The sequence below is a fragment of the Pseudoruegeria sp. HB172150 genome, from assembly GCF_013184805.1.
GTDB lineage: Bacteria > Pseudomonadota > Alphaproteobacteria > Rhodobacterales > Rhodobacteraceae > Psychromarinibacter.
In genome coordinates this window covers 279674-300997 of sequence record NZ_JAATNG010000001.1, presented here as the reverse complement: position 1 = coordinate 300997, position 21324 = coordinate 279674, and the positions used below count along the sequence as shown (strand labels likewise).

Sequence of the window (21324 nt, the reverse complement as noted above, 5' to 3'; positions counted from 1 at the left end):
TTTATTCAGAAATTCTTAGGCGGTGAAAACCTGTATTTAATTGCAATTCAATAAATCCTTCGAGGCCCTGAGCTTCAATCAGACCATGTTTCCCGTAGGCCCATCGACACAGCTGTTTCTCGTTGCCCTTGGATCCGGACTCTTTACTGGATTGGCGTTTCTGATGGGCCGTTGGTGGCGGCTCCCGTTGATCGTTCTGGCCGCTGCACTCCCAGTCGGGCTTTTGTGGTCGGATCCGCCGACCGGTCAATATGCCGGATTGGGCATCGTACTGGTCCTTGCCATATCCCTCGCCGTTTCCATTGCCGCGGCGATGTTGGCCAGCATCCCGAAATATCTCGGCGTTCCTCCGATGCTGCTTGCAGGACTCTTCGTCGCGACTGCCGGTGGTCTCTCGAGTGTCGCACTTTGGAAGCAGTACATCCCCGCCGATTGCATTGGAAAATCGATTCAGGTTCGTGTCGCCGGAGAAATCCTCGACTTGCCGCCAGAAATGGAACCCCTCCTTGCGAAAGAGACGATGGCGAAGTTCTTCGGCCGAGCTGAGAAAAAGGCAGACCACGCTCTGTTCTGCAGGATGAGCCAAAACGGCACGCGTCCCGTCGACGTGAATGTCGTCTCGATCACACCATCAAGCAACGAAGAGGCCATGACTTCCGCTTGCGCAACCAATGACGCGCCTACCTGGTGTGAGATGTACGCCGTGGAACCGTATCGGCACATAAGCAACGTCTTGATTGCGCCCGCGACCCGCTATCCCGTGCCTGAGTCGTACTGGAGAGGTGGCGGTTCGCTTGACATTGTCCGCCATGGAACCTTGGAACAGGGCTGGCTTTGTCTGATCGAAACCAATGGCCGCAAGACTGACTGCCGTGAATGGAGACCCTTTGGATCCGGTTCTCTCTTGACAGTCAGCACCGGGAACAGTGATCCGATCTTGAATGACATGCCGGTCGAGGAAGCTCTGGAAATGGTTCGCAAGGCTCGCAACACGTTCCTCGCTATGGTTCAGCAATAGCCTGTCAAGGAAGACTGTGTTGCGATCCAGGCGTTGAGGCCCGGGCATCGCAACCGAAGCTATCAGCGGCGCGCATCTGAAAGGTATTGCTAAACCCGCTCCCCCTTCGACAGCTTCGCCAGGACCGTCTCCGCCCCGTCCAGCACCGCCGCCTTCCGGTCCGCGTCCATTCTATCCCACGTGCGGTACATGTTCGCCATGCGGCCGTTGCCTTCGAACCGGGCGCGGTGGCGGTCAAGGAAATGCCAGTAGAGCAGGTTGAACGGGCATGCGCCGTCGCCGGTCTTCTGTTTCACATCGTAAGCACAGGATTTGCAGTAATCCGACATCCGGTCGATGTAAGCGCCTGAGGAGACGTACGGCTTGGACCCAAGGATGCCACCATCCGCGTATTGGCTCATCCCTACCGTGTTCGGCGCCTCGACCCATTCATAGGCGTCGGCGTAGACCTCGAGGTACCACTCGTGCACCTGCGTCGGGTTCACCCCGGAGAGCAGCGCGAAGTTGCCGGTGACCATCAGCCGCTGGATGTGATGAGCGTAGGCCTCGTCGCGGGTCTGCTCCACCGCTTTCGCCACACAATGCATGTCGGTCTCGGCGCTCCAGTAGAAATCCGGCAGGTTGCGCTGGTGGTTCAGGGCGTTGCGGCGCGGGTAATCGGGGCCCTCGCGGAAGTAGATGCCGCGCACGTATTCGCGCCAGCCGATGATCTGGCGGATGAAGCCCTCGGCGGCGTTGATCGGGACGTCGCCGGCACGCCACGCGTCTTCGGCGGCGCGGCAGATTTCCATCGGGTCGAGCAGTCCGGCGTTGAGGTAGACCGACAGGACCGAGTGGTAGAGGAACCGTTCGCCGATGAGCATCGCGTCCTGGTAGTCGCCGAAGCGCGGGAGCGCGTGTTGCACGAAATGTGCAAGTGCGCGGCGGACCTGTCCGCGGTCTGTGGCGAAGCGGAATGGGTACAACTTTCCGAAATTGTTGGGAAAGTGAATCTCAACCATAGATAGAACATCCTCCACCGTCCCGTCCGGTTGGAATTGCATCGGTCCGCCGTAATCCACGCCGTCGGGCGGCGGTTTGCGGTTTTCGGGGTCGAAGTTCCATTTGCCCCCTGCCGGATCGCCGCCGTCCATCAGCAGGCCGGTCTTCCGCCGCATCTCGCGATAGAAGTATTCCATGCGCAGCGCCTTGCGCCCGTCGGCCCAGCGGTCGAATTCCGCGTGGCTGCAGAGGAACCGGTCATCCTCGAACCGGCGGCATTTCACCGGGGCGGCGTCGGCGAAATCCTCCAGCAGGCGGATCAGCCGCCATTCGCCGGGCTCGGTGTAAATGATCTCGTCCGCCCCGGTCTCCGACAGACGCCGCATCAGTTCCCTGTCGATGGCCTGTGTGTTGTCTTCGTCGTCCAGCGTCGTGTAGGCGACGCGCCAGCCGTCGGCCTCCAGCGAGGCCGCGAATTTGCGCATGGCGGCGAAGCAGAAGGCGATCTTCTTGGGGTGGTGGCGAACATAGGTCGCTTCGCCCATGACTTCGGCCATGACGACGGTGTCCTGCGCCTTGTCGGCGTCCCTCAGCGCGGCGATGTCGGGGGAAAGCTGGTCGCCCAGTACCAGAACCAGCCGCGTCATCCGCCCTGCCCCGCAAAAGAAACGGGCATCCCGCACGTCAACCTGACCATCCGGCTCCCCTTACACTCGCACCGCTTGACCCAGCGGGACCTAGTGCCATCCTAACAACCGACGAGTCGCCCGGAGGCGCCGCCATGCGGATTTGCCTGTTCCTCGCCCTGATCGCCTGGCCTGCTTCGGCGCTGGACCTGAAGCTGTCCGGCTTCTACCACCTGAACCGGCCTGCCAGTCTGGAATACGACCCCGCCTTCTGCGGCCTCTGGATCGCCAACGAGGGGCCGGAGACGATCCTTGTCACGCTGGATGGCGTGGAACTGCGGCGCTGGCGCAGCGGGCTTTACCGGATCAAGGCGATCGCGCTTCATGGCGACGGGCTGATCGTGGCGGACGGCATGGGCCGGTATCAGCAGATGTCGAAGGACGGCGCCCCGAGGGGAGAGCCGTTCCGCCTGGGCGACCTGAATGCGGCGACCGAGGGGATGATCGTGCTGCCGAACGGGACGCTGGTGGTGGTGGAGGACGATCCGGCGCGGATCATCTGGGTGCGGATGGACGGTACCGTGGAAAAGATCATCCACGCCGATCTGCTCGAACCGCCGCTGACCGAACCGCAGGGCATCGCGCGCGATCCGCGCACCGGGCATCTGCTGATCGTGGACGACTGGGAGGGGACGAATTCGCTGTTCGAGTTCGACGCCTCCGGCACCTTGATCGGGACAGAACCGCTGATCGCCTATGGCTCCGACCCTGAAGGCATCGCGATCCGTGCGGGCGCGAACCTTCTTTTCCTGGCTTTCGACGGCGGCGCGCGGATTGCCGCGCTGGACTACACGCCCACCGTCGGGCTGGGGATGGAGCTTCCCGAGCCCGGCGCGGACTGCATGATTTCCTGAAGAGGCCGGGCGCTGTCTCCGGATCCCGGTTGACCGTTTGCGAGATTTTATATATCGCGTTATATAACAGTGAATAGGAATTCTAGTATGGTCGAGGATATCGTCCGTCAGAAGGGTTATCTGACCCTCGGCAGCCGCCTGCGCCGGATTGGCGAGCGGCTGCAGGCAGAAACCCAGAAAGTCATGGCAGACCATGACGTACCGGTGCAGGCGGGCCATTATCCGCTTCTCGCGGCGCTGGACGAGCAGGGGCCGCTTTCCGTCAACGAACTGGTCGAGGCGCTGGGCGTCAGCCAGCCGGGTGTGACCCGCAGCGTCGGGCAGCTGGCGAAGCAGGGCATCGTCAGTGTGCAGCGCGGCAAGACGGATCAGCGGACGCGTCTGGTCGGCCTGACGGACCGGGGCCGGGATATCGTCGCGCAGGGCCGGGAGTACATCTGGCCGCGGATCGAGTCCGGCGTCGCGGGTCTGATGGCCGGTCAGGACGGCCCGCTTCTGGAGCAGCTCGATCACCTAGAGGCCGCGCTGGACGAGGCATCGCTGCTGCAGCGCATCACGCGGACGGGCGGAAGTGGCGGCAATGGATGAGCATATCCTCGACCGGCCGGTCTGGAGCGCGCTGACGACCGTGCATGGCCGTTTCGCCACCGGCACCGGCAACGCGCGCCGATTCCGGAGTGACATCAGCCCGTTCGGTGCCGCCGGCGATGACAGCGAGCAGAGCCTTGCCGACCTCGGTGCGCTCGTGACCGCCGGCGGCCGCATGGTGACTCCGCAGGCCGAGGACATCGTCTGTCCGCCCGGCGCACGCATGGCGGCGAATATGCCCGCACAGCAGATGATCTATGAACGGCCGGAAGTGTCGGAAGTAGCGGCCCCGGCCGCCCGCAAGCTGAGCGCGGCGGACGCGCCGGCGATGCTGGAACTGGCCACGCTGACCAATCCCGGCCCCTTCGCGCTGCATGTCCACCTGCTTGGCGAATACTGGGGGATCGAGCAGGATGGACGCCTTGTCGCGATGGCGGGCGAGCGGCTGAAACAGCCCGGATTCACCGAACTCAGCGGGGTCTGCACCCACCCGGATTACCTGGGGCGCGGATATGCGCGGGAACTGTGCCTGACTGTCCTGAACCGGATCATGGGCCGGGGAGAACTCCCCTATCTTCACGTCTTCAGCAGCAATACGGGCGCGATCGCGCTATACGAAAAGCTGGGATTCCGTGTGCGCCGGACGATCCATGTCGGGATACTGGAACCGGCCTGACGGCGGTGTCACAGGCCGCGCTGGCCTGCAAGCGCACCGTCGGGCTCGGGATGGAGCTTCCCGAGCCCGGGGCGCGGACTGCAAGATTACCTGAGCCCGAAGGCTCAGGCGAAAGTGACCAGCTGCAGTCCTTTGCACTTGAGCAGCGGCGTCTTGTAGTCGGAGCCTTCCTCCGCTGCCTTTGAGCCGAGTTCGTCGGCAACGACGATGGTGATGGCCAGCTCGTCTGTATCGTCCAGCGCGCGTCGCAGACCCTCTGTCACTTCGACCCGCTTGAAAGCGGGTGTCAGCGGGCTCGACCGGCGAGTATCGAACCGCTGCGGCGCGCGCATGTGGCAGTGTCCGTCATCGCCGGTGCATTCGAGGTGACCAAAGATGGCGAACTGCCCGGCGCAGGCCGGATCGTCCGGGTTCAGGTTCTTGGGGTCCGGCCGTGGCGTGTTGAAATAGATCAGCCCGCTATAGCTTTGCCGGAACGTGTCGATCCCGTAGATTTCCAGATCCGCCCGCACGTAGCCGGGGCGGAGTTTGGGCTTGAATGCCTTGTATTCGTAAATCTCGATCATCGTTACTCTCCCTTAGCCCACGGGCACCGGGTCGACCGGCGGTATCTGTTCTGCCGTGTCGGCATATTCGTAGCCCAGCGCGCGCGTGTCGAGCACGTCGCGCACCGTCATCGCGAAGGGGTCGAGGACGATGTCGAGCAGGCTTCCGGTGATTGTGTTGATCCCGTTCCGGATCTGCCAGAGGTACCAGATCCGGTCGACCATCGCGTGGTGCGCGTAGAAAACGGGATCGTAGGCGGCGGTGGTCGTGTCGCCCATGTCGCCGCCGACCCAGCCGTGAACGTGATCGTGCATGTTCTGCACCCGGTCCGAGAAGGAGGACCAGTCGTTGTCGTTCAGCGCCGTCGCCACTTCGGTCTCGGTGGGCAGCCGCGCGGCCGGGTTCTGCCCTGGCCGCCGGCGGGTGAACCGGCGGATGTCGCCGGTCGGCAGGTCGATGTTCATCCGGTAGCGACGCAGCGGGCTTTCCTCGCCGCCGATATCGGTCGCCTCGTAGCCCTCTGGCACCTCGCGGATCGCAGTCCAGTCCCACCAGGGCTGCGCGACGCCGCCCTCCTCGACAAAATCGTTCAGGGCAAGGTCCAGATAATAAAGGTAGGCGCGGTGCCACGGCAGGAACAGCTGCGCGCGGTTGTCGGACCGGCGGCTGAACTGGTGGTGCCAGCAATACCAGAACGGCGCGCCATGGACGCCGGCGATGATGTTGTAGCCCCGGTTGTCGGAAATTCCCTGGATACGTCGCATCGCCACGGCGAAATCGATCATCTCCTGGCTGTCCGGCAAGTCGACCCGCAAGCGGTATCGCATGGATCCGGCCATGAGCCCTCCTCCCAAAATGCATTCATCAATAAGACGCGAGAGTATCACGAAAAATGCTATCGGGATAGTTGTGTAGCCGGGCGTCCGATTTTTTGGGTTTTCTTTTACCGCGATCCGCCTATAGTCCCGCGCCATGACGAGCCTGCGGCATATCCACGTTCCGACTGCGCCCCGCGCAGCGCTGCCGCTCGGCCTTCTCCTGCTCCTTAGCCGCCTCTGAGCGTGCCGTCCCGGCGCGACCGCTCAGAGGAACGCCACCGCGCCAAAAGACTTTCGGCTTAAGGACAACAGAAGAGACATCACAATGATTAGTACCGATTCCGACCGCGTGTTGATTTTCGACACGACGCTGCGCGACGGCGAGCAATCCCCCGGCGCGACCATGACCCATGAAGAGAAGCTGGAGATCGCCCAGCTTCTGGACGAGATGGGCGTCGACATCATCGAGGCGGGATTTCCCATCGCCTCGGAAGGCGATTTCGCCGCCGTATCCGAGATCGCCAAGCAGGCACAGAACGCCACGATCTGCGGGCTGGCGCGGGCGAATTTCAAGGATATCGACCGATGCTGGGAGGCGGTGAAACACGCCAGATCCCCGCGCATTCACACCTTCATCGGCACCTCGCCGCTGCACCGCGCCATCCCGAACCTGAACAAGGAGCAGATGGAAGAGCGGATCCACGAGACGGTGACCCATGCCCGCAACCTCTGCGACAACGTGCAGTGGTCGCCGATGGATGCGACGCGCACCGAGTGGGACTACCTCAAGCGCGTGGTCGAGATCGCGATCAAGGCGGGCGCCTCGACGATCAACATCCCCGACACGGTGGGCTACACCGCGCCGGTGGAATCCGCCGACCTGATCCGCCGCCTGATCGCAGAGGTGCCGGGCACGGAAGACGTGATCTTCGCCACCCACTGCCACAATGACCTGGGCATGGCGACGGCCAACTCGCTGGCCGCCGTGGCGGGCGGCGCGCGGCAGGTGGAATGCACCATCAACGGCCTCGGCGAGCGCGCCGGCAACACCGCGCTGGAAGAGATCGTGATGGCGCTGAAGGTGCGCCACGACATCATGCCGTGGTCGACCGGCGTCGATACGACGAAGATCATGAACATCTCGCGCCGGGTGGCGACGGTCTCGGGCTTTTCGGTCCAATACAACAAGGCCATCGTCGGCAAGAACGCCTTTGCCCATGAAAGCGGCATCCATCAGGACGGCATGCTGAAGAATGCCGAGACCTTCGAGATCATGCGCCCCTCCGATGTCGGCCTCTCCGAGACCAACATCGTCATGGGCAAGCATTCCGGCCGCGCCGCGCTGCGGTCGAAGCTGAAGAACCTGGGCTTCGACCTGGCGGATAACCAGCTGAACGACGTGTTCGTGCGGTTCAAGGCGCTCGCCGACCGCAAGAAGGAGGTGTTCGACGACGACCTGATCGCGCTGATGCGCGATACCGAGGTCGAGCATTCGAACGAGCGCATCCAGGTGAGGTTCCTCCGGGTGATCTGCGGCACCGAGGCTCCGCAGTCGGCCGACCTGACGCTGACCATCGACGGCGAGGACAAGCAGGTAACTGCCACCGGCGACGGCCCGGTCGACGCGACGTTCAACGCGGTGAAGAAGCTGTTCCCGCACGATGCGCATTTGCAGCTTTACCAGATCAACGCGGTGACCGAGGGTACCGACGCGCAGGCCACGGTGCATGTGCGGCTGGAACAGGATGGCCGTATCGCCACCGGTCAGGCCTCTGACACCGACACCGTGGTGGCCTCGGCCAAGGCCTATGTCACCGCGCTGAACCGCCTTCTGGTCCGGCTGGGCAAGACCGCCCCGGATGCCGACGTGAAAGCGGTCAGCTACAAGGACGCGGGCTGACCGACACTTGGGTTTCGGGCCGCTGAGGCGGCCCGACCCGTCGGGGGGCTTTGCCCCCCGCCCCCCCCAAAGTACTTGTGACCAGAAGATGTACGTGTTCATTCGGTTTGTACTCCCTGTTCCAACGGATTTGAAACCGGAAGAGGGCGGAAGTCTACGGACTATCCGGGATGGGCTGGCGAAGTCAGCAATTCAGATAGAATTTGGTGTGCGGATCATAGCCGAACTGTTATCTTTTTCCGCTCCGGACACCGAAGGCAGCTGTGCGACACAAAGCCAACACACGGCCGAAGTATCCGAAGTGCTAAAAACGGCCCAGAGCGGTCATTTGTTAGAATTCGGGATGTTACCCCGCAGCCCGTTGATGCGAACATTCGGGGCAACTGCGCAACCAAAGATCTCGGCGAGGTCGTTCGATTGGGCCCAAGTCGACCTATGTGTTTTGCAGGATGCTCTATCTTCGCGCTACTTGGCGGTTTAGCCAAAGTTTCGGGTGACAAACAAAGAAGGCGGATTCAAAACTCCCCTCATGCCTTTTTCAGAACAGCAACTCCTGGAGCTGCAAACCGCCATCACCGAGGTACTGAATGGGACCGCAGCCAATAACTGGGAGCGTGGATTCCTTGGCGACATGCAGACGAAGCTTGACCGATACGGCCGAAGAGCCAGGCTGAGTGAGAAGCAGTACCGCCTGCTGATGAAACTTACTGCTCCGTACCGGAGCGCGGACCGCCCTTCTCAAGCTAAGTCGGTTGGGAGCGAACGAAGACACGGCAGCCCGCGCAACAGGCGTCGCGCCCAAGGCGCGTGGCCCTGGTGGTCGGCCCTGCAGGTTGTGTTGTTCTCCGGCCTCGTGGTCGGCTACCTGGGGTTTCAGGCGGTGGAGCGCTTTCCGGAGTATCTCGGGCCTCTCGTCCCGATGACAGCGGCCAATGGCATTGCCGGCACGGTGACACATGTCCGGGACGGCGACACGATTGAGGTCTCCGGTGTCCCCATCCGGTTCGGCTCGCTGGATTGTGCGGAGCGTGGCACCGTCAGGGGCGATCGTGCGACAGCGAGGATGCGGGAGTTGGTCTCCGGGCTCCGCCTCGAGTGCTTCCTGAATGGCCGGTCGAGTTATGACCGCAAGATCGGAAGCTGCCGTCTTCCCGACGGGCGGGACCTGGCTGCAGTGATGATACGAGAAGGACATTGCGGCCGATACTGGTGACGTCTGTCTTCAGCTACCTGTTCACAGTGGACCTTTGCAGCACGTGGAACAAATGGCAGCCGAACCGGACGTTTTCGCTTGCTGCAGCTACAATCCGGACCCCACGCGTTTCGCCGTACGGCGCCAGTTCCCGTTCATACTGCCCATGTCGGGCAGGTTTGTCGTGTCCACTACCGGTGGCACGCCTATTTCGGATCGGATGTTACAGTATTTCGTGCGCTGCGACAGGGTGACGGCCAGTATTTCGCGCTGGAACGCGATCCCGTTGTGGCAATCATGTCTCCGGCCTGGGTTCAGGACGCTGCCACGTGTTCGGCGATGACCTTGGGCGCGCCGATGGCTTCGGTTGCCGCCCTCGTTGATCTTCACAGGGTTCTCGGAACGCTGAGGTTCCGGCGATGTTTTGTCGATGAGGAATCGACAAAGGAGGCCGAGCATGACCTTTCAACACCCCGCCAAGGCACAGCGACTTCCGCTGCCCTTTCAACCGTGTCCGATTGCCCGATTGACGGAGGAGGACCGGACGGTCGTTCTGTCGGCCCTGGTGCAACTCCTGCTGGCGGCCGCCGGGGCCGACCTGAAGGAGGCGGGCAATGAGTGTTGAGCACGGCGCCATTCTACCGCCCGCCCTTCTGCAGCGACGCGCGGTTGTTTATGTCCGCCAGTCGACCCAGACCCAGGTCATGGTCAATTTAGAGAGCCAGCGCAGGCAGTATAATCTGGTTGAGGCAGCACGTGGCTATGGCTTCGCATCCGTCGACGTCATCGATGACGATCTCGGCATTTCCGCCAGCGGATGCGCTGAGCGGCCTGGCTTTGAGCGGTTGGTGGCGTTGCTTTGTTCTGGGGCGGTCGGCGCGATTTTCTGTCTTGAGGTCTCGCGCTTGGCCCGCAATGGGCGCGATTGGCATCACGTGCTGGAGCTTTGCGGTCTCGTCGAGGCACGCGTCTGAAGGCAACCAAGCCCAGCTTGCGCGCAATGCCTATGGTCGATCGGGCGGGGTCAAATCCGGTCGGGGTGGAGGGGCCCTTTTGGCAGGCTTGGTGTCCTGCGCTAGGTGCAGTAGGCGTCTTCACGTCGTCTATACCGGACGAACACCGCGCCCCGTCTACCGATGCGACACACCCAATCTTCTTCTCGGCCAGAAGCGGTGCATGACCTTCGGGGGCGCCCGCGCCGAACGGTTGGTCACCGAAGCCTTGCTCGATGCGGTCGCGCCGCTCGCCATTGAAGCCGCAGTCGCGGCACAGGCGGCAATGAGCAAAGCAGCGCAAGAAAGGCGGAGGGTTCTTGAGATGGAACCCCAGCAGGCCAGATACGACGCTTCGCTGGCCGAACGACGTTACGCCTCCTGCGATCTGGAGAACCGGCTGATCACGTCAGAACTCGAGAAACGCTGGGAAGAGGCGCTCGGGCGCGTGCGGACGTTCGAACAGCGGCTGGAAGGAGATACCAGCTCCGAGGTCCCGGTCGTGGAACCAGACCGCTTGGAAGGCCTTGCGCGGGATCTAAAGGCGGCATGGGAGGCCCCGGAGACAACCATGCGCAGCCGCCAGCGTTTGGTTAGGACCCTGATTGAGGACATCATCGCCGATATCGATGAGGCGACCGGCGAGATCGTCCTTGTTATCCATTGGAAGGGGGGACGGCACACAGAACTCAGGACGAAGAAGCCCAAGACAGGCGAGCATGGCGCGAGGACGAGCGACGAAGCCCTCGGCGTCATTCGGGAGATGGCGGGCCGATGGTCGGATGAGGCAATCGCCGCCGGCCTGAACCGGATGGGCATGCGAACCGGGCAGGGGAAGACTTGGAACGCAAAACGCGTGTCCTCGATCCGCCGTGTCAACGGCATCCACGGCTATCTTTCCGCCGACAAGGATGGCCCGTATCGCACCATGACCGAGGCGGCAAAGGAACTCGGTGTGACCAACCACGTCATCCGAAGGCTGATCAAGGACGGGATCCTGCCCGCAAACCAGGTCGTCGAAGGCGCACCCTATCAAATTCGCGCCAAGGACCTGTACTCAGAGCCAATCTTCTCAGCGATCGAGCGGAAAGGTCGCCCGTGTCACGCTGACACCACACATCAGCTTTCAATGTTTCCAAGCACTTAAAGATGAGGTGCACAATGACCACCCGCTCGTCAGCGGTCGGATTGAGCGCTCGCAGATGTTGTTGTCCAGCTCGAGCTGGCTGTCTTCGAGATAGGCCTGCGCCTTTGGCATGCGATCGAGGGCGTAGCGAATGGCCTCGGCCAGTTTGGTTTTCCCCGAGATTTTGGGCAGTTGGATCTTCAGCCAGTCTTCCAGGTCGTCGAAGATCGGTTTGGCCTTGGCCTGTTGCAACGCGACGCGTTCCGCGGATGACCTGTAGCGCGCTTCCTTTTCGACGGCATAGAGCCTGGCGATGCGTTCGATCGTCTCCTTGGCGATGGTGGACCAGCATTTCGAGCCGAATCGCGCCTTGCGATGACCTGCAAGCTGATGCTCGAGCCTCTCGATCTTCAGCGCCCGCGTCTGCGCGCAGATCGACCGCTTCTCTTCATCCGACCAGAACCGCTTCTTCTGAACGTTCTTGCTCGCCATAGAGTGCCTCAGAATGTCCATCATCAAGAATGGACACTATCAGCCGCGGATTCCCAACATCAGAGTGGTCAGACCGGACGCATACTTACGAGATGCGATCGCTTCCTGTTGAAGTTGCCTCCAGGCGACACCACCACTTGAGCATCATTCATAGAATGAAGACACTTCGGCCATAATGCGTTCGATCACTGGAACCTCGTCCTCAAGCTGCCCCTCGAAACTTCCGGGGAAGCTGTCCGAGATGACGAGTTCGTCCTCGGACGCATGCTGCCCATAATGAAGAGTGACGTGCCATATCAAGGGTCCTTCAAACCGATCACCGTCGATCCGAACCTCGTCGTCGAAGGTCTCGATCGTGTCGACGTATGTGTTCGAAGAGAGCGCAGAAAGGTCCTGCCAGGCTTCGGTTTCCCTAAGTTCTGTGGCCTTCATGGCTGCAATGATCTTCTCTCGAAGAGCTTTCAATTGGTCCATCCCGTCACCCAATTATTGGGTCGCCGATGCCAATGCCGGCTACAAACCGCCATTTCAGGGTCTCGCACAGGCCTCCCAAGTCGGGATAGATGTGACTGTGGTCAATGCCCATTTTGAACAACCCCCGCCGGAATCGCGCCCGCATTGACGCGGGTATAACGAATTCATTCATTTTCGGCGGGTCCCAAGGCACGTTGGGTTGATTGTGCACCGAGAACAATCCGCGTTGGTTAATGATGCGGCTGGCAGATTTCGACGGCAACAGGTACATCACACGGTCGATGGAGAATGGATCTTCGTTCTTCTTCGGGTCGATGATGTCATCGTCGGGAATGCTATAGGCATGTACAACGGCATCCTCTCCCGTGGGAAAGCTCGCAACGGCAAAGAAGCAAGCGACCAAGGGATTGGTCGACCAATCCAGCAATCGAGTTGGCAAACCATGGTGCTGCGCAATGGCCAGCCAATCCCAATCCGATAGGGGACGTACAGCGACCATCGTGTCCGCCGATCGCTGGAACGCACGGAAAAGCCGTTCTTCATTCAATGGCGAATAGGTTTCGGCCTTACGTCCTACGCTCGGTACGAACAGGTGACTGGGTGATGCGCAACCGCGAAAAACCCATCGCGTGTGAGCCCGCGCATCAATGAATTCGATGAACTCGATCCATTTATCATGGGCCTCGCGAATAAGATCTTCCGCCAACTTACCGGTCTTGGTCGGAGGGTTGATGCGCGAAGTCACTTCTTCGGGCCAGCCTCTGAACTGCGGTGGTCTCATCGTTCCGGGCTTCTCATGACGAGATAGAGTGCTGTCGCGTAGTCGCGGGCCACCACTGCACCCGGGAAACAGTCTCGTGAAGAATCTGCCATGGCAGAAGGCCAGAAAACCACTTTTGGCTGAAGACCGGCTTTTGCTGCGGCTTCGAGTTCGAACTTCGAGCACCGTGATCCAATCAACAGTAGGTCGACGCATTCGTGGGCTCGGCAGTCGAGATCATCCAATCCAAATGTCACATGCCTGACGCTTCCGCCGAGATAGCTCAGCCATGAACGTGTCGTAAGGACAAGAGCTTGCAGTTCAAAGTCGCCTAGTCCCACGATGCGGATCTCTTCGCGACGAGCCGTGTTGGGCATTCGGCCGCTCACCTCAGTTACACTTGGGAGCGGGAGGCGAGGCCCCTCCACGAAATGGGCCGCGCAGCGAGCGGCATAGTGCGCCGCATCGACAGGGTCTCGTCCAAGTTCGCCCCAAGCATACGCGAATGCCGCTGCGGTGACGTCGCCAGAGCCGATCCTGAAGAAGCTCTCAGCCGCATAACTTGGGATGCGGACCGGCTGATCCCCCTGGAATACCATCAGACCGCCTAGGCCATCTTTTACCAAAACGATCTGCGGCGGTTGCGGCAGATCGCGGAGCGCAACGATTGCTGAAAGGAGAACATCCTCGTCGGGCATGTGGCGCCCTGGGTTGTCGCCCGAACTACCCTCGGCATAAGTCAAGCTTAAGAGTTCGCGGCCGGTCACAATCATCGCCAGGGAACCAGCCGTCGATCCATTATCATAGAACGACGCGGTCGGCGACTGTGGATCATAGACCACCCTGTCACCTTTGACGCAAGCGTCACATTCAAGCATGCCGAACCGCAACACCACCTTGTCTTCCACCATTAGGTCGGGATAGCGGGGCGACAGTTCCTCAGGCAGTGTATTCGGTTGAAAAGTATTCAGATACTCAAATGTCATTGGATGCTCGGACGCATGCAGTTGCGGGGCCACGCCGAAACTCGCTAAGCTCGTTTCGACATCTTCCATCCATTCGTCAGGGACGTATGCATGCAAGTGCACTGCATCAGACACGGAGCTCACGGCGATCGCGGCCCTCAGCCCGGAGCCGTAGATCTGGTCCCAAACCGGATACTTGCACCGTTCGGCATAAACACCGCCTGCAATTGAAATCATCGACGGAACACCTTGACCGAGCATCGGGAGAAGGACGCCGTCTCAACGATAGCAACATACGCTACGTCTTGTTCCAAGCAACGGATCAGCCGGGACAACCCCCTGAATGCGGCCAATGTACCAACGACGGCACCAGCAGTGGTTTCGCAAACCACACTTCTGATCCTGCCTTGGATGCGAAGGCTGATTACGAGTTTGTCTTCCTTGTTAAGCGCGGCGCTGACGCTGGATTGCACACCCACAAGATCAGTATGGAATGCGAGATCGCACCCATCTCCAACGACGGCAGGTGGTGCGGCGCCGCCCTTCGCCTTCTTGATCTGATCTGGTGCATACCCTCCCATCAGGTTACCTGCTCATTCGTTCTGTGATAGACGGTGTCGACGCATTCACGATGCTTGAGGCACCCACCACATTGACCGCATGCGAACTCGTGGACGTGGCAAGAGAACGTTAGCCCTATGAGATCGTACGGGAAAGCTGACTTGCGCAACAACGACGGCGTCGAAAGATTACATGCCGGTGCAGTGACGCGTACGCCGCCCTCCTGAAGAGACAGCACGCGATCCATGGCACGGAAGAAGGTTGCTTTGCCGTCAGCATGGCGATCGGTGGAGACAGATCCGACCATGATCTCCGTAATACCTTGGGGCATCAGCATCATGGCGGCAAGCGTGACGAGCATCTGGTTCCTGTATGGCCAGAACTCCATCGCCGCCGCACCCAGTGCCGCCGGGCGATCTACCATGGAACCTGAGCCAAGGGAGGACAGATCGACAGTAATGCGGCGATGCTCAAGTCCAATGGCGGTGCAAAGGGCTGATGATGCAGCGATCTCGCCCTTGGCGGCTATCTGACCGTAGTCAATTGTGACGCAGACCTCTGGACGCAGCCAGTGCGCCAGTGCCGCGGAATCCAGTCCACCGGACATCAGGAGGGCCTTCATCGGGCAGTCCCCCAGATCGCCTCGTAAATGGCGGTCGAGAAGTCCGATACGATCATGCAACCAGTGCCCTGGAGCATGGTGAGGCTTTCAGGACGCGGCGATTCCGCGAGCACCACGACGGGAATGCCGTGCCGATGCGCATGCCCGACCTCGAACAAAGTCCCGGCGTCTTCACCATCCAGCAACGCAAGCACGACTGAGCATTGCTCCAATCCATCAAGGTCGCGCTTAGCAATGTACTCTGCATCACCGTGGGGCCCCACGTCGTGGATAGGCGAAAAGACATTCGCACCAAGGGACATGAGGCACCTGCGAGCTTCTTCCACCATCCAGCGTTGGGCAAGGTTGAAGAATGGCGCTGCTAGATAGATCTTGCTTGCTGGATCAGGCGCTGGCATCGGCAGGCTAGATGTCAGTTGCGAAAGATCCACTTCCGTGTTTCTTGTCTCCACATAGCGTGAGACTGCACGGGATGCCGTGTCAGCCGCTGTCACTGGGTCGTCGTCCAACTCGCCCCAGCGCTGCGCGAAAACCGCGCTAAACACATCACCCGAGCCGATCTTGAAAACCGTATTTGCCGCATAGGCAGGAACGTTTGCGGTCAGACCATCGGCAACCACCATTGCTCCCCGCGGTCCTCGTTTAACCACGACGACGAAAGCTCCGGAGTGCTGCATCAGTCCTCGAGCACCTTCCTCTCCAGCGTCGCCCATCGCCAGATTCAACTCCACCTCATTGAGGACGATTGCCAGCGCTTCGGCCGTGGATCCGTTTTCCCGGAAGCGATGAACCTCGTTGGCGTTCTGGGGATCGAAGACTGCGCGCCCTGCGTTGACCAATGCATCTCCCTCTATGTAACCGAACCGAAGCACCGTGTTTCCGGCGACCCTCAAGGGCTCATAGCATGCTTCGGGTGCGCCGATGAGCTCTGCATGGGAAAGCGGGTGGAGATAGTGAAACGCAATGTCCTCTCTGATGGGCCGGAAATCGGCGGTGACGCCAAAGGCCGCCATCGAGTGCTTGGCGTCATCGACCCAGTCTTGACAGGCATAAGCGACGAGCCGTGTGCCAGGTGATAGCCGGGACACGGCGGCGGCGGCTCTACCTCCCGACCCGAAAATTCGCGACCATGTCGGCCGTACGCATTCCTCGCGGTAGACCCCACCCGCCACGATCATCAGTGCACACGTGTCCCGACCACATGGCATCCACCTGGTCGGATCTGCGTAACCCCCACTTGGTAATTCACGCCGTCCCTAAGGCATCTTATTAATTGCGCCAGATTTAGGAACGCTGACAAGGCGCCGACGATTTCCCCTTCAGAATCCACGCAGACGACAGTGGGGAACTGCCCCTCAGCCCTGAGTTCCACCACCAGCGAATCGCCTACCTTAATTCGCTCCAAGCGGGGCAGGCGAACGCCTTCGAGATCCACGTCGATATGCAGATCGCATGCGTCGTTGTTCGCCCCCCCAGAGGCTCGAGCTCCCTTATTGCCAGCCATAGACGACGAACTTTTCAGTGTTTTCTTGCTAGACATAGAATCACTCCCCCAATAATCATAAGCAAAGGGGCGCGCGAGGAAATGCTCAGCCGTATAAAATGCGCATTTCTCGCCAAATAATGGCGTCGAGGACTGACGCGCGGATCTGTAAGGCTTGGGCGAAGCAAAGGAACTTGCGCTCCAGCGCCTCGTAGTCGCGGGGTAGCCTGTATGTATCGGGAAAGAGGCCGATCATAGCCCCCGCGCGCAGAACGTGAACGTCGAGAATAGCCACTTCGTCGCTGCCGACATGGTTCCGGACGATCCACGACGCTGTCTTGGGACCGATGCCGGGTAACTCCATCATACGGTTTCGAAACGAGATCGGATCGTCGGTATTTGGCGGAGTATCACGAATAGACTTCAACGCGATGTGCAAACGCCCAGCCCGCTGCCTTGGATAGCGATACTTTTGTAGCCTGCCGTTCACTAGTAGCGGTTCGCTAAGCAACGCTTCGAATTCGACCACGCTCGGGACATCATCTGCCCGCAGAACTCCAGCTTCGTCCAGCTGATTCCAAGCAGCGCGATTTAGCTCCATCTTCACCCCGTAGCCGCCAAGCAAGCAGAATGCTAGATCCTCTGCCAAGGGCGTTCCCTTCGGGCTGACGTAGTCATCCACATTGTCGCCTTCGAGGTCAGCTATGGCCGCCAGGAATGCCGGCGTCGGAACCCATTCCCGACGACCATACTGCACGCCTGGGACCACCTCATCCTCGGGTCCGAAACGACGATGACACATGGCATTGTCCTCCATAATGCAAAGCATATATGCAATGCATATGTCGAACAAGGACGGCTCAATCATCGCGGCTCTGAAAGCGTGTCAGCGGAAGGACAAGTTGACGCAGGCCGAGTTGGCGACGGCCTTGGGAATCCACCAAGCCCATCTTTCTAAGGTTATGGCTGGCAAAGCGCCACTGTCGAGCAAGCTGAGGGCGCGGGCGGAGCGGCTACTCCAAAGCGGCGAGGCATCCAATGCTTTGATTGAAGATTTGGAGGTAGAACTGATTCAAGCCCTGCGATCATCCAAGGATTTCCGGGCCCTGATACGTGCTGCCATGCAATTGCACAGAACGCGGATTAGTGACACTGCTGGCAGTGATTAGCAAACACCCAGAACTCCTTTGTGTATCTGAACGACGCTTCGAATGACCGACATGATGACGCGAAACCGACGTCGCTCACAGTATGCGCAAACGATCGCTTTGGGCCGAGTATGTCAGAACGGACTAGAATTGTTGAGAGGATTAAGAACGTGGTAGAAATTGACCATGGCGTAGTCCATTGCTTTGACCTGGCCATCTTCTGCTAAGCCAAATGCACTTGGCTTTCGGTCATTCAGCCAACTCGGAAAGTTCCGGAGTTGGGTTTGATCGAGATAATTAACAGGTTGCAGCCTTTCCATAACCAAGAATTTTGCTGAATTCGAAATCGCCACTGCTCGTGCAAAATGACTTTGCAACTGCGGGTTTGTCTCGTTGCCTATGATGTCTTTGGCCATTTCCAGGACCGCGTGCCACACAGTCCACTCGACAAAATTACTGTAATGAAAGGGTTTGTGGCTTTCTTTGATCACTAGATCCGAAGCCCCTTTCACTCCGAAAACCTTACGTGTTGTACCAATGCCGACTTCATCGTTGAGGTCGATCAAATCTACGAGTACTTGGTCCTCAACTATACCTTCCGGAATTTGCATGATCTTTTTTACCTCCGCCGCTGTCCAGTTGTGACACAATACATGCTAAAAACGAATTTCATTAACGTCGGCTTTTGGAAAGCTGCAGCGCAGCGACGACACAGCCCTTGAACGTCTCTAATGGGCCGCAATTGCCTAGGTTGGTCGACTTGCCAAGATGGCAAAGGCCCTTCATACGAGCGTGGCGTGCTCCAGCATGTTCAATGGTGAGGCACAATCAGGACTTGTTTTGCCGGCGCCTGCGAAAACTTACTCTGTATTTCCACGGAACGGGGTTACTTCACGTAAAACCGCGTGGCTCGCAAACCCGTTTTGAAGGGCTATCACGAGCATGGCCTCTATAGAAAGATCAGAAATTGCCTGCCAAAGAAGGCCAAAGACCACCGGTGCCCCGAATAGTCCAATCTGGAAATCGATGGAACGAAAAACGCTCCGGAAAAGTACGCGGTAGCTAACCGATTTGCGCCCATCGTTCTGCATCGCAATCAAGCGGCGGTAAATCGCACCCAGAAGGACTCCCACGAGTGTTGCCACAAAGGCGATGACAGCGGTCAACACCGAACTAAAGGTCGCTTCTGGATCGACACCAAAGGCCCCACTCACGCTGGGATGGCTAGCACGGTCTACAAAGAAAAAGATGATCCCAAAAGAGGCGATTGCAGCTATGGCAAGGGTCAGGCGTTGGCTCAAGGTCATGTCCTTTCAATCCAATATATCAATCAAATAGGCTTTGGTTGCATTGCTAACCCAAAACAAGGCGCGTGTCGCGTCTATAGGGGTGATACGCAACTGTGCGAACGCAGGGTGAAAGATCGGGACAGTGTCATGGGGCGTGGAGAGCCAAACAGTATCTTGATCATACCATACCAGTGCCGCGTCTGGGTTCAGCACCATCAGCGATGGTCCTGTTGGATCGAGGTCGCGGCCGAAGGAGGCTTCACCGGTTTCGGCGATGAAATCCGCCATCAGTCGCTCACGCGATTGCGTCACCCAAGGCTGTCCACCACCCCCGGTATGCAGCTCCCAAACATAAGGAGTTTCTCCACCTGAGGCCCGCCCCGGAACAATCCATTCCTCGCCAGTCCACCGCGCTCCCTCAATATCGATCCAGCCGTTTTCCAGCGTGAACTCGCCATAAAATCGCATCGGTGGTTTATCCACGAGAAGCTCTGGCTCGTGCAGAGTCTCGGGAGTTCCGGCATCTAGGAGTACGAGTTCGCGTACCTTTTTATCCCCTGATGATGCTCGGACGCTGACGACGCGAAAGGTACGACTCTGTTGCAGAAAGACCGGAAAGATCAAGGCATCCTCGTTTGCGATCGGCAAGCCAAGCTCTATGTCCAACTGGTCAAAATAGGTTTGAGCCACTGTACTGATGGCCTCCCGTGTTGCCACATAGTTGGAACTGAAGCTCGGCAGTGCCCAGCCATCGTCCACAAAAGCGAGCCCATCGGTTTGAAATCGCTCGAATGGCTCGAAGAGCCGGAGTTGTGGCACTATGCCTACCTCACCAGCCAAACCAAGCGTACCTATTCCGGGGGCCAGTGCTTCGAGCTGCGTCTCGATCCAAGCGTTGTGACTTTCACCAATTCCTGCTGGTGTTTCTTCGGTTGCGATTAATTCAAATGTCGGGTCTTTCGGCATCTCGGGCAGATGCATACGGTAGATCTTGCTCAAGCCATCATCTTCTTGCGTGTGGATCAAATTGCGTACCGCAAGAAGAACTCGTCCTTCGTGAGCAGCAACGCGCGCAATCGGCCCAGGAGCTTGGATCTCTAAAAAACGCCGCTCTGCTGCCTTCAGTTGGCGACGGGTTTCTTCAACTAAGACGGGCGATTGCCCAAGGACTACCGAGTCAGGCGCAAGCGAAACCCCATCTAGCGCCAGTAGGACTCGAGCTAAAAAGCTGGGATGGGCTGCATCCTGATAAAACGGACTGTATGAACCTGAAGAAAATTGCATCATGAGAGTCATGGCTTTCATCGCCCCGATCAAATCGCCCGCAGCCCGCTCCGCACCGACCAGATCATTAAAATCAAGGCCAAAGAAAAAGAGCGCGTTCTGCTCAACCAGCACGTCGGGCATATCTGGATCAGAGTATGCACGGGCTAGGGTGTCGAGCGCATAGGCATCAGCTGCCACCTCTCGATCCACTTTGATGGGTTTCTGCGACAACCAATTTGAGGAGAAGAAGGCTGAAGCGTTGTCACCCGCAGAATGATGTCCGAGTTCATGGGCGATCACGAAACTGAGGCTTGTATTCCAGAACCCGAAATCCGCTTCCGAGAAAGCAGCGGTGGGACCATCCGTGCCAATAAACGGTAAATCAACCGGGTCAAGAAGGTAGCTGTCAATAAAGACTGCCTTCAGTTCGGGATCGTAAATTGCGTTGGCGCGCCCAGTTTTGGTGATCTCCGCAAATCGTGCATCGCTAACTACGACATCTAACCGGTCGAGGGCAATTTCTTGTGACATATGAGCCGTTTCGCCAAGATCGGAGTTGCGGACGATCCAAGCTACTTGGTCACGCAGACGCGTGAACCGCGAGGGATCGACCTCGACTTGGGTCAAGACTTCATTGACGGCGTTCAGACGTCGCGTTTGCGGTGCCTCGGAAAGGATCAAGAACCCTAGAAGAATGAGGGCCGCCAGTCCAAGTACCATCTGTGGCCAACTAAAATCTTGCATCATGTCCACCTCACAAGAGCTATGATTCCATGTGGTGTATCCAGATACAATAGTGTCGGCACTCGAATAAGTCAGCCTAGGCACCGCCAACACCAGCGCAGACATTTGGTATTTTCCACAAAGATCACTTTAGGTGCTCCTAT

Annotated in this window: 23 protein-coding genes; 10 read left to right on the top strand and 13 right to left on the bottom strand. The window is 59.1% G+C overall.

The features are described 5' to 3' along the window. The first annotated feature begins 40 nt into the window (after positions 1-40). Positions 41-1018 (top strand): hypothetical protein, encoded by a 978-nt coding sequence (locus HCO70_RS01470; RefSeq protein WP_172292400.1) that lies wholly within the window; start codon positions 41-43, stop codon positions 1016-1018. A gap of 89 nt (positions 1019-1107) precedes the next feature. Here the strand turns inward: HCO70_RS01470 and HCO70_RS01465 are convergent, their stop codons facing one another. Continuing rightward, the gene (locus HCO70_RS01465) at positions 1108-2646 is read right to left on the bottom strand and encodes a cryptochrome/photolyase family protein (protein WP_172292398.1); all 1539 of its coding nucleotides are present in this window, start codon (positions 2644-2646) and stop codon (positions 1108-1110) included. A 134-nt stretch (positions 2647-2780) separates the two neighbouring features. Between HCO70_RS01465 and HCO70_RS01460 the strand changes: the two genes are divergently transcribed. From HCO70_RS01460 to HCO70_RS01450, 3 genes are all read left to right on the top strand, one after another. After that, complete coding sequence (locus HCO70_RS01460) at positions 2781-3539, top strand: hypothetical protein (protein ID WP_172292396.1); 759 nt, start codon at positions 2781-2783, stop codon at positions 3537-3539. Positions 3540-3626: 87 nt separating this feature from the next. Further along, a complete protein-coding gene (locus tag HCO70_RS01455; protein ID WP_172292394.1) occupies positions 3627-4127 on the top strand; it encodes a MarR family winged helix-turn-helix transcriptional regulator in 501 nt (166 codons plus the stop codon). Next, positions 4120-4803 carry a GNAT family N-acetyltransferase gene (locus HCO70_RS01450; protein ID WP_172292392.1) on the top strand — a complete coding sequence of 228 codons (684 nt, stop codon included), beginning with the start codon at positions 4120-4122 and terminating at the stop codon, positions 4801-4803. Before HCO70_RS01455 ends, HCO70_RS01450 begins: the two co-directional genes overlap by 8 nt. Before the next feature lie 104 nt (positions 4804-4907). On the opposite strand, the gene HCO70_RS01445 is transcribed toward HCO70_RS01450, so the two are convergent. Continuing rightward, entirely contained in the window at positions 4908-5369 is a 462-nt protein-coding gene (locus HCO70_RS01445; RefSeq protein ID WP_172292390.1) for a hypothetical protein, read from the bottom strand. A 12-nt stretch (positions 5370-5381) separates the two neighbouring features. Continuing rightward, positions 5382-6188 (bottom strand): tyrosinase family protein, encoded by an 807-nt coding sequence (locus HCO70_RS01440; RefSeq protein ID WP_172292388.1) that lies wholly within the window; start codon positions 6186-6188, stop codon positions 5382-5384. Between the two features lie 304 nt (positions 6189-6492). On the opposite strand from HCO70_RS01440, the gene HCO70_RS01435 reads away from it, so the two are divergent. The 5 genes from HCO70_RS01435 to HCO70_RS24715 all read left to right on the top strand — a co-directional run bounded on the left by HCO70_RS01435 (position 6493) and on the right by HCO70_RS24715 (position 11398). Further along, positions 6493-8067, top strand: coding sequence for a 2-isopropylmalate synthase (locus tag HCO70_RS01435; protein ID WP_172292386.1), 1575 nt, complete (start codon positions 6493-6495; stop codon positions 8065-8067). A 529-nt stretch (positions 8068-8596) separates the two neighbouring features. Beyond that, the gene (locus HCO70_RS24570; protein ID WP_216665222.1) at positions 8597-9280 is read left to right on the top strand and encodes a thermonuclease family protein; all 684 of its coding nucleotides are present in this window, start codon (positions 8597-8599) and stop codon (positions 9278-9280) included. A gap of 436 nt (positions 9281-9716) precedes the next feature. Then, on the top strand, positions 9717-9884 hold the full coding sequence (locus HCO70_RS01425) for a hypothetical protein (protein ID WP_172292382.1): 168 nt from the start codon (positions 9717-9719) through the stop codon (positions 9882-9884). Continuing rightward, positions 9874-10233 carry a recombinase family protein gene (locus HCO70_RS24720; protein WP_253913083.1) on the top strand — a complete coding sequence of 120 codons (360 nt, stop codon included), beginning with the start codon at positions 9874-9876 and terminating at the stop codon, positions 10231-10233. The genes HCO70_RS01425 and HCO70_RS24720 overlap by 11 nt, the downstream gene beginning before the upstream one ends. Positions 10234-10435: 202 nt before the next feature. Next, the gene (locus tag HCO70_RS24715; protein WP_253913082.1) at positions 10436-11398 is read left to right on the top strand and encodes a hypothetical protein; all 963 of its coding nucleotides are present in this window, start codon (positions 10436-10438) and stop codon (positions 11396-11398) included. On the opposite strand, the gene HCO70_RS24710 is transcribed toward HCO70_RS24715, so the two are convergent. The 7 genes from HCO70_RS24710 to HCO70_RS01380 form a co-directional block, all read right to left on the bottom strand. Continuing rightward, positions 11378-11869 carry an IS66 family transposase gene (locus tag HCO70_RS24710; protein WP_253913081.1) on the bottom strand — a complete coding sequence of 164 codons (492 nt, stop codon included), beginning with the start codon at positions 11867-11869 and terminating at the stop codon, positions 11378-11380. The genes HCO70_RS24715 and HCO70_RS24710 overlap by 21 nt on opposite strands. A 144-nt stretch (positions 11870-12013) precedes the next feature. Further along, the gene (locus tag HCO70_RS01405; protein WP_256372946.1) at positions 12014-12343 is read right to left on the bottom strand and encodes a hypothetical protein; all 330 of its coding nucleotides are present in this window, start codon (positions 12341-12343) and stop codon (positions 12014-12016) included. A 4-nt stretch (positions 12344-12347) separates the two neighbouring features. After that, positions 12348-13124, bottom strand: coding sequence for an FRG domain-containing protein (locus HCO70_RS01400; protein WP_172292378.1), 777 nt, complete (start codon positions 13122-13124; stop codon positions 12348-12350). Beyond that, on the bottom strand, positions 13121-14158 hold the full coding sequence (locus tag HCO70_RS01395) for a PfkB family carbohydrate kinase (RefSeq protein WP_216665220.1): 1038 nt from the start codon (positions 14156-14158) through the stop codon (positions 13121-13123). Before HCO70_RS01395 ends, HCO70_RS01400 begins: the two co-directional genes overlap by 4 nt. A gap of 490 nt (positions 14159-14648) precedes the next feature. Beyond that, positions 14649-15251 carry a 7-cyano-7-deazaguanine synthase gene (locus tag HCO70_RS01390; RefSeq protein WP_172292374.1) on the bottom strand — a complete coding sequence of 201 codons (603 nt, stop codon included), beginning with the start codon at positions 15249-15251 and terminating at the stop codon, positions 14649-14651. Then, positions 15248-16264 (bottom strand): PfkB family carbohydrate kinase, encoded by a 1017-nt coding sequence (locus HCO70_RS01385; RefSeq protein ID WP_216665219.1) that lies wholly within the window; start codon positions 16262-16264, stop codon positions 15248-15250. Before HCO70_RS01385 ends, HCO70_RS01390 begins: the two co-directional genes overlap by 4 nt. Positions 16265-16840: 576 nt before the next feature. After that, a complete protein-coding gene (locus HCO70_RS01380) occupies positions 16841-17551 on the bottom strand; it encodes a hypothetical protein (RefSeq protein WP_172292370.1) in 711 nt (236 codons plus the stop codon). A gap of 25 nt (positions 17552-17576) precedes the next feature. Between HCO70_RS01380 and HCO70_RS01375 the strand changes: the two genes are divergently transcribed. Further along, on the top strand, positions 17577-17903 hold the full coding sequence (locus tag HCO70_RS01375; protein ID WP_216665218.1) for a helix-turn-helix domain-containing protein: 327 nt from the start codon (positions 17577-17579) through the stop codon (positions 17901-17903). 113 nt (positions 17904-18016) lie between these two features. Here the strand turns inward: HCO70_RS01375 and HCO70_RS01370 are convergent, their stop codons facing one another. From HCO70_RS01370 to HCO70_RS01360, 3 genes are all read right to left on the bottom strand, one after another. Beyond that, positions 18017-18448 (bottom strand): hypothetical protein, encoded by a 432-nt coding sequence (locus HCO70_RS01370; protein WP_216665217.1) that lies wholly within the window; start codon positions 18446-18448, stop codon positions 18017-18019. 294 nt (positions 18449-18742) lie between these two features. Then, positions 18743-19183 (bottom strand): hypothetical protein, encoded by a 441-nt coding sequence (locus HCO70_RS01365; RefSeq protein ID WP_172292364.1) that lies wholly within the window; start codon positions 19181-19183, stop codon positions 18743-18745. A gap of 12 nt (positions 19184-19195) precedes the next feature. Then, positions 19196-21286: a hypothetical protein gene (locus HCO70_RS01360; protein WP_172292362.1), complete on the bottom strand. Its 2091-nt coding sequence runs from the start codon at positions 21284-21286 to the stop codon at positions 19196-19198. Between the last annotated feature and the right edge of the window lie 38 nt (positions 21287-21324).

What these genes read in the sequence shown, in the direction of transcription:
- HCO70_RS01360 (WP_172292362.1), bottom strand. Translation starts at nt 21,286, where the DNA reads ATGTCTGCGCTGGTGTTGGCGGTGCCTAGGCTGACTTATTCGAGTGCC.
- HCO70_RS01425 (WP_172292382.1), top strand. Translation starts at nt 9,717, where the DNA reads ATGACCTTTCAACACCCCGCCAAGGCACAGCGACTTCCGCTGCCCTTT.
- HCO70_RS01440 (WP_172292388.1), bottom strand. Translation starts at nt 6,188, where the DNA reads ATGGCCGGATCCATGCGATACCGCTTGCGGGTCGACTTGCCGGACAGC.
- HCO70_RS24570 (WP_216665222.1), top strand. Translation starts at nt 8,597, where the DNA reads ATGCCTTTTTCAGAACAGCAACTCCTGGAGCTGCAAACCGCCATCACC.
- HCO70_RS01375 (WP_216665218.1), top strand. Translation starts at nt 17,577, where the DNA reads ATGTCGAACAAGGACGGCTCAATCATCGCGGCTCTGAAAGCGTGTCAG.
- HCO70_RS01455 (WP_172292394.1), top strand. Translation starts at nt 3,627, where the DNA reads ATGGTCGAGGATATCGTCCGTCAGAAGGGTTATCTGACCCTCGGCAGC.
- HCO70_RS01385 (WP_216665219.1), bottom strand. Translation starts at nt 16,264, where the DNA reads ATGGCGGCCTTTGGCGTCACCGCCGATTTCCGGCCCATCAGAGAGGAC.
- HCO70_RS01405 (WP_256372946.1), bottom strand. Translation starts at nt 12,343, where the DNA reads ATGGACCAATTGAAAGCTCTTCGAGAGAAGATCATTGCAGCCATGAAG.
- HCO70_RS01390 (WP_172292374.1), bottom strand. Translation starts at nt 15,251, where the DNA reads ATGAAGGCCCTCCTGATGTCCGGTGGACTGGATTCCGCGGCACTGGCG.
- HCO70_RS01445 (WP_172292390.1), bottom strand. Translation starts at nt 5,369, where the DNA reads ATGATCGAGATTTACGAATACAAGGCATTCAAGCCCAAACTCCGCCCC.
- HCO70_RS24715 (WP_253913082.1), top strand. Translation starts at nt 10,436, where the DNA reads ATGACCTTCGGGGGCGCCCGCGCCGAACGGTTGGTCACCGAAGCCTTG.
- HCO70_RS01465 (WP_172292398.1), bottom strand. Translation starts at nt 2,646, where the DNA reads ATGACGCGGCTGGTTCTGGTACTGGGCGACCAGCTTTCCCCCGACATC.
- HCO70_RS24710 (WP_253913081.1), bottom strand. Translation starts at nt 11,869, where the DNA reads ATGGCGAGCAAGAACGTTCAGAAGAAGCGGTTCTGGTCGGATGAAGAG.
- HCO70_RS01450 (WP_172292392.1), top strand. Translation starts at nt 4,120, where the DNA reads ATGGATGAGCATATCCTCGACCGGCCGGTCTGGAGCGCGCTGACGACC.
- HCO70_RS01460 (WP_172292396.1), top strand. Translation starts at nt 2,781, where the DNA reads ATGCGGATTTGCCTGTTCCTCGCCCTGATCGCCTGGCCTGCTTCGGCG.
- HCO70_RS01395 (WP_216665220.1), bottom strand. Translation starts at nt 14,158, where the DNA reads ATGGAAGATGTCGAAACGAGCTTAGCGAGTTTCGGCGTGGCCCCGCAA.
- HCO70_RS01380 (WP_172292370.1), bottom strand. Translation starts at nt 17,551, where the DNA reads ATGGAGGACAATGCCATGTGTCATCGTCGTTTCGGACCCGAGGATGAG.
- HCO70_RS24720 (WP_253913083.1), top strand. Translation starts at nt 9,874, where the DNA reads ATGAGTGTTGAGCACGGCGCCATTCTACCGCCCGCCCTTCTGCAGCGA.
- HCO70_RS01400 (WP_172292378.1), bottom strand. Translation starts at nt 13,124, where the DNA reads ATGAGACCACCGCAGTTCAGAGGCTGGCCCGAAGAAGTGACTTCGCGC.
- HCO70_RS01435 (WP_172292386.1), top strand. Translation starts at nt 6,493, where the DNA reads ATGATTAGTACCGATTCCGACCGCGTGTTGATTTTCGACACGACGCTG.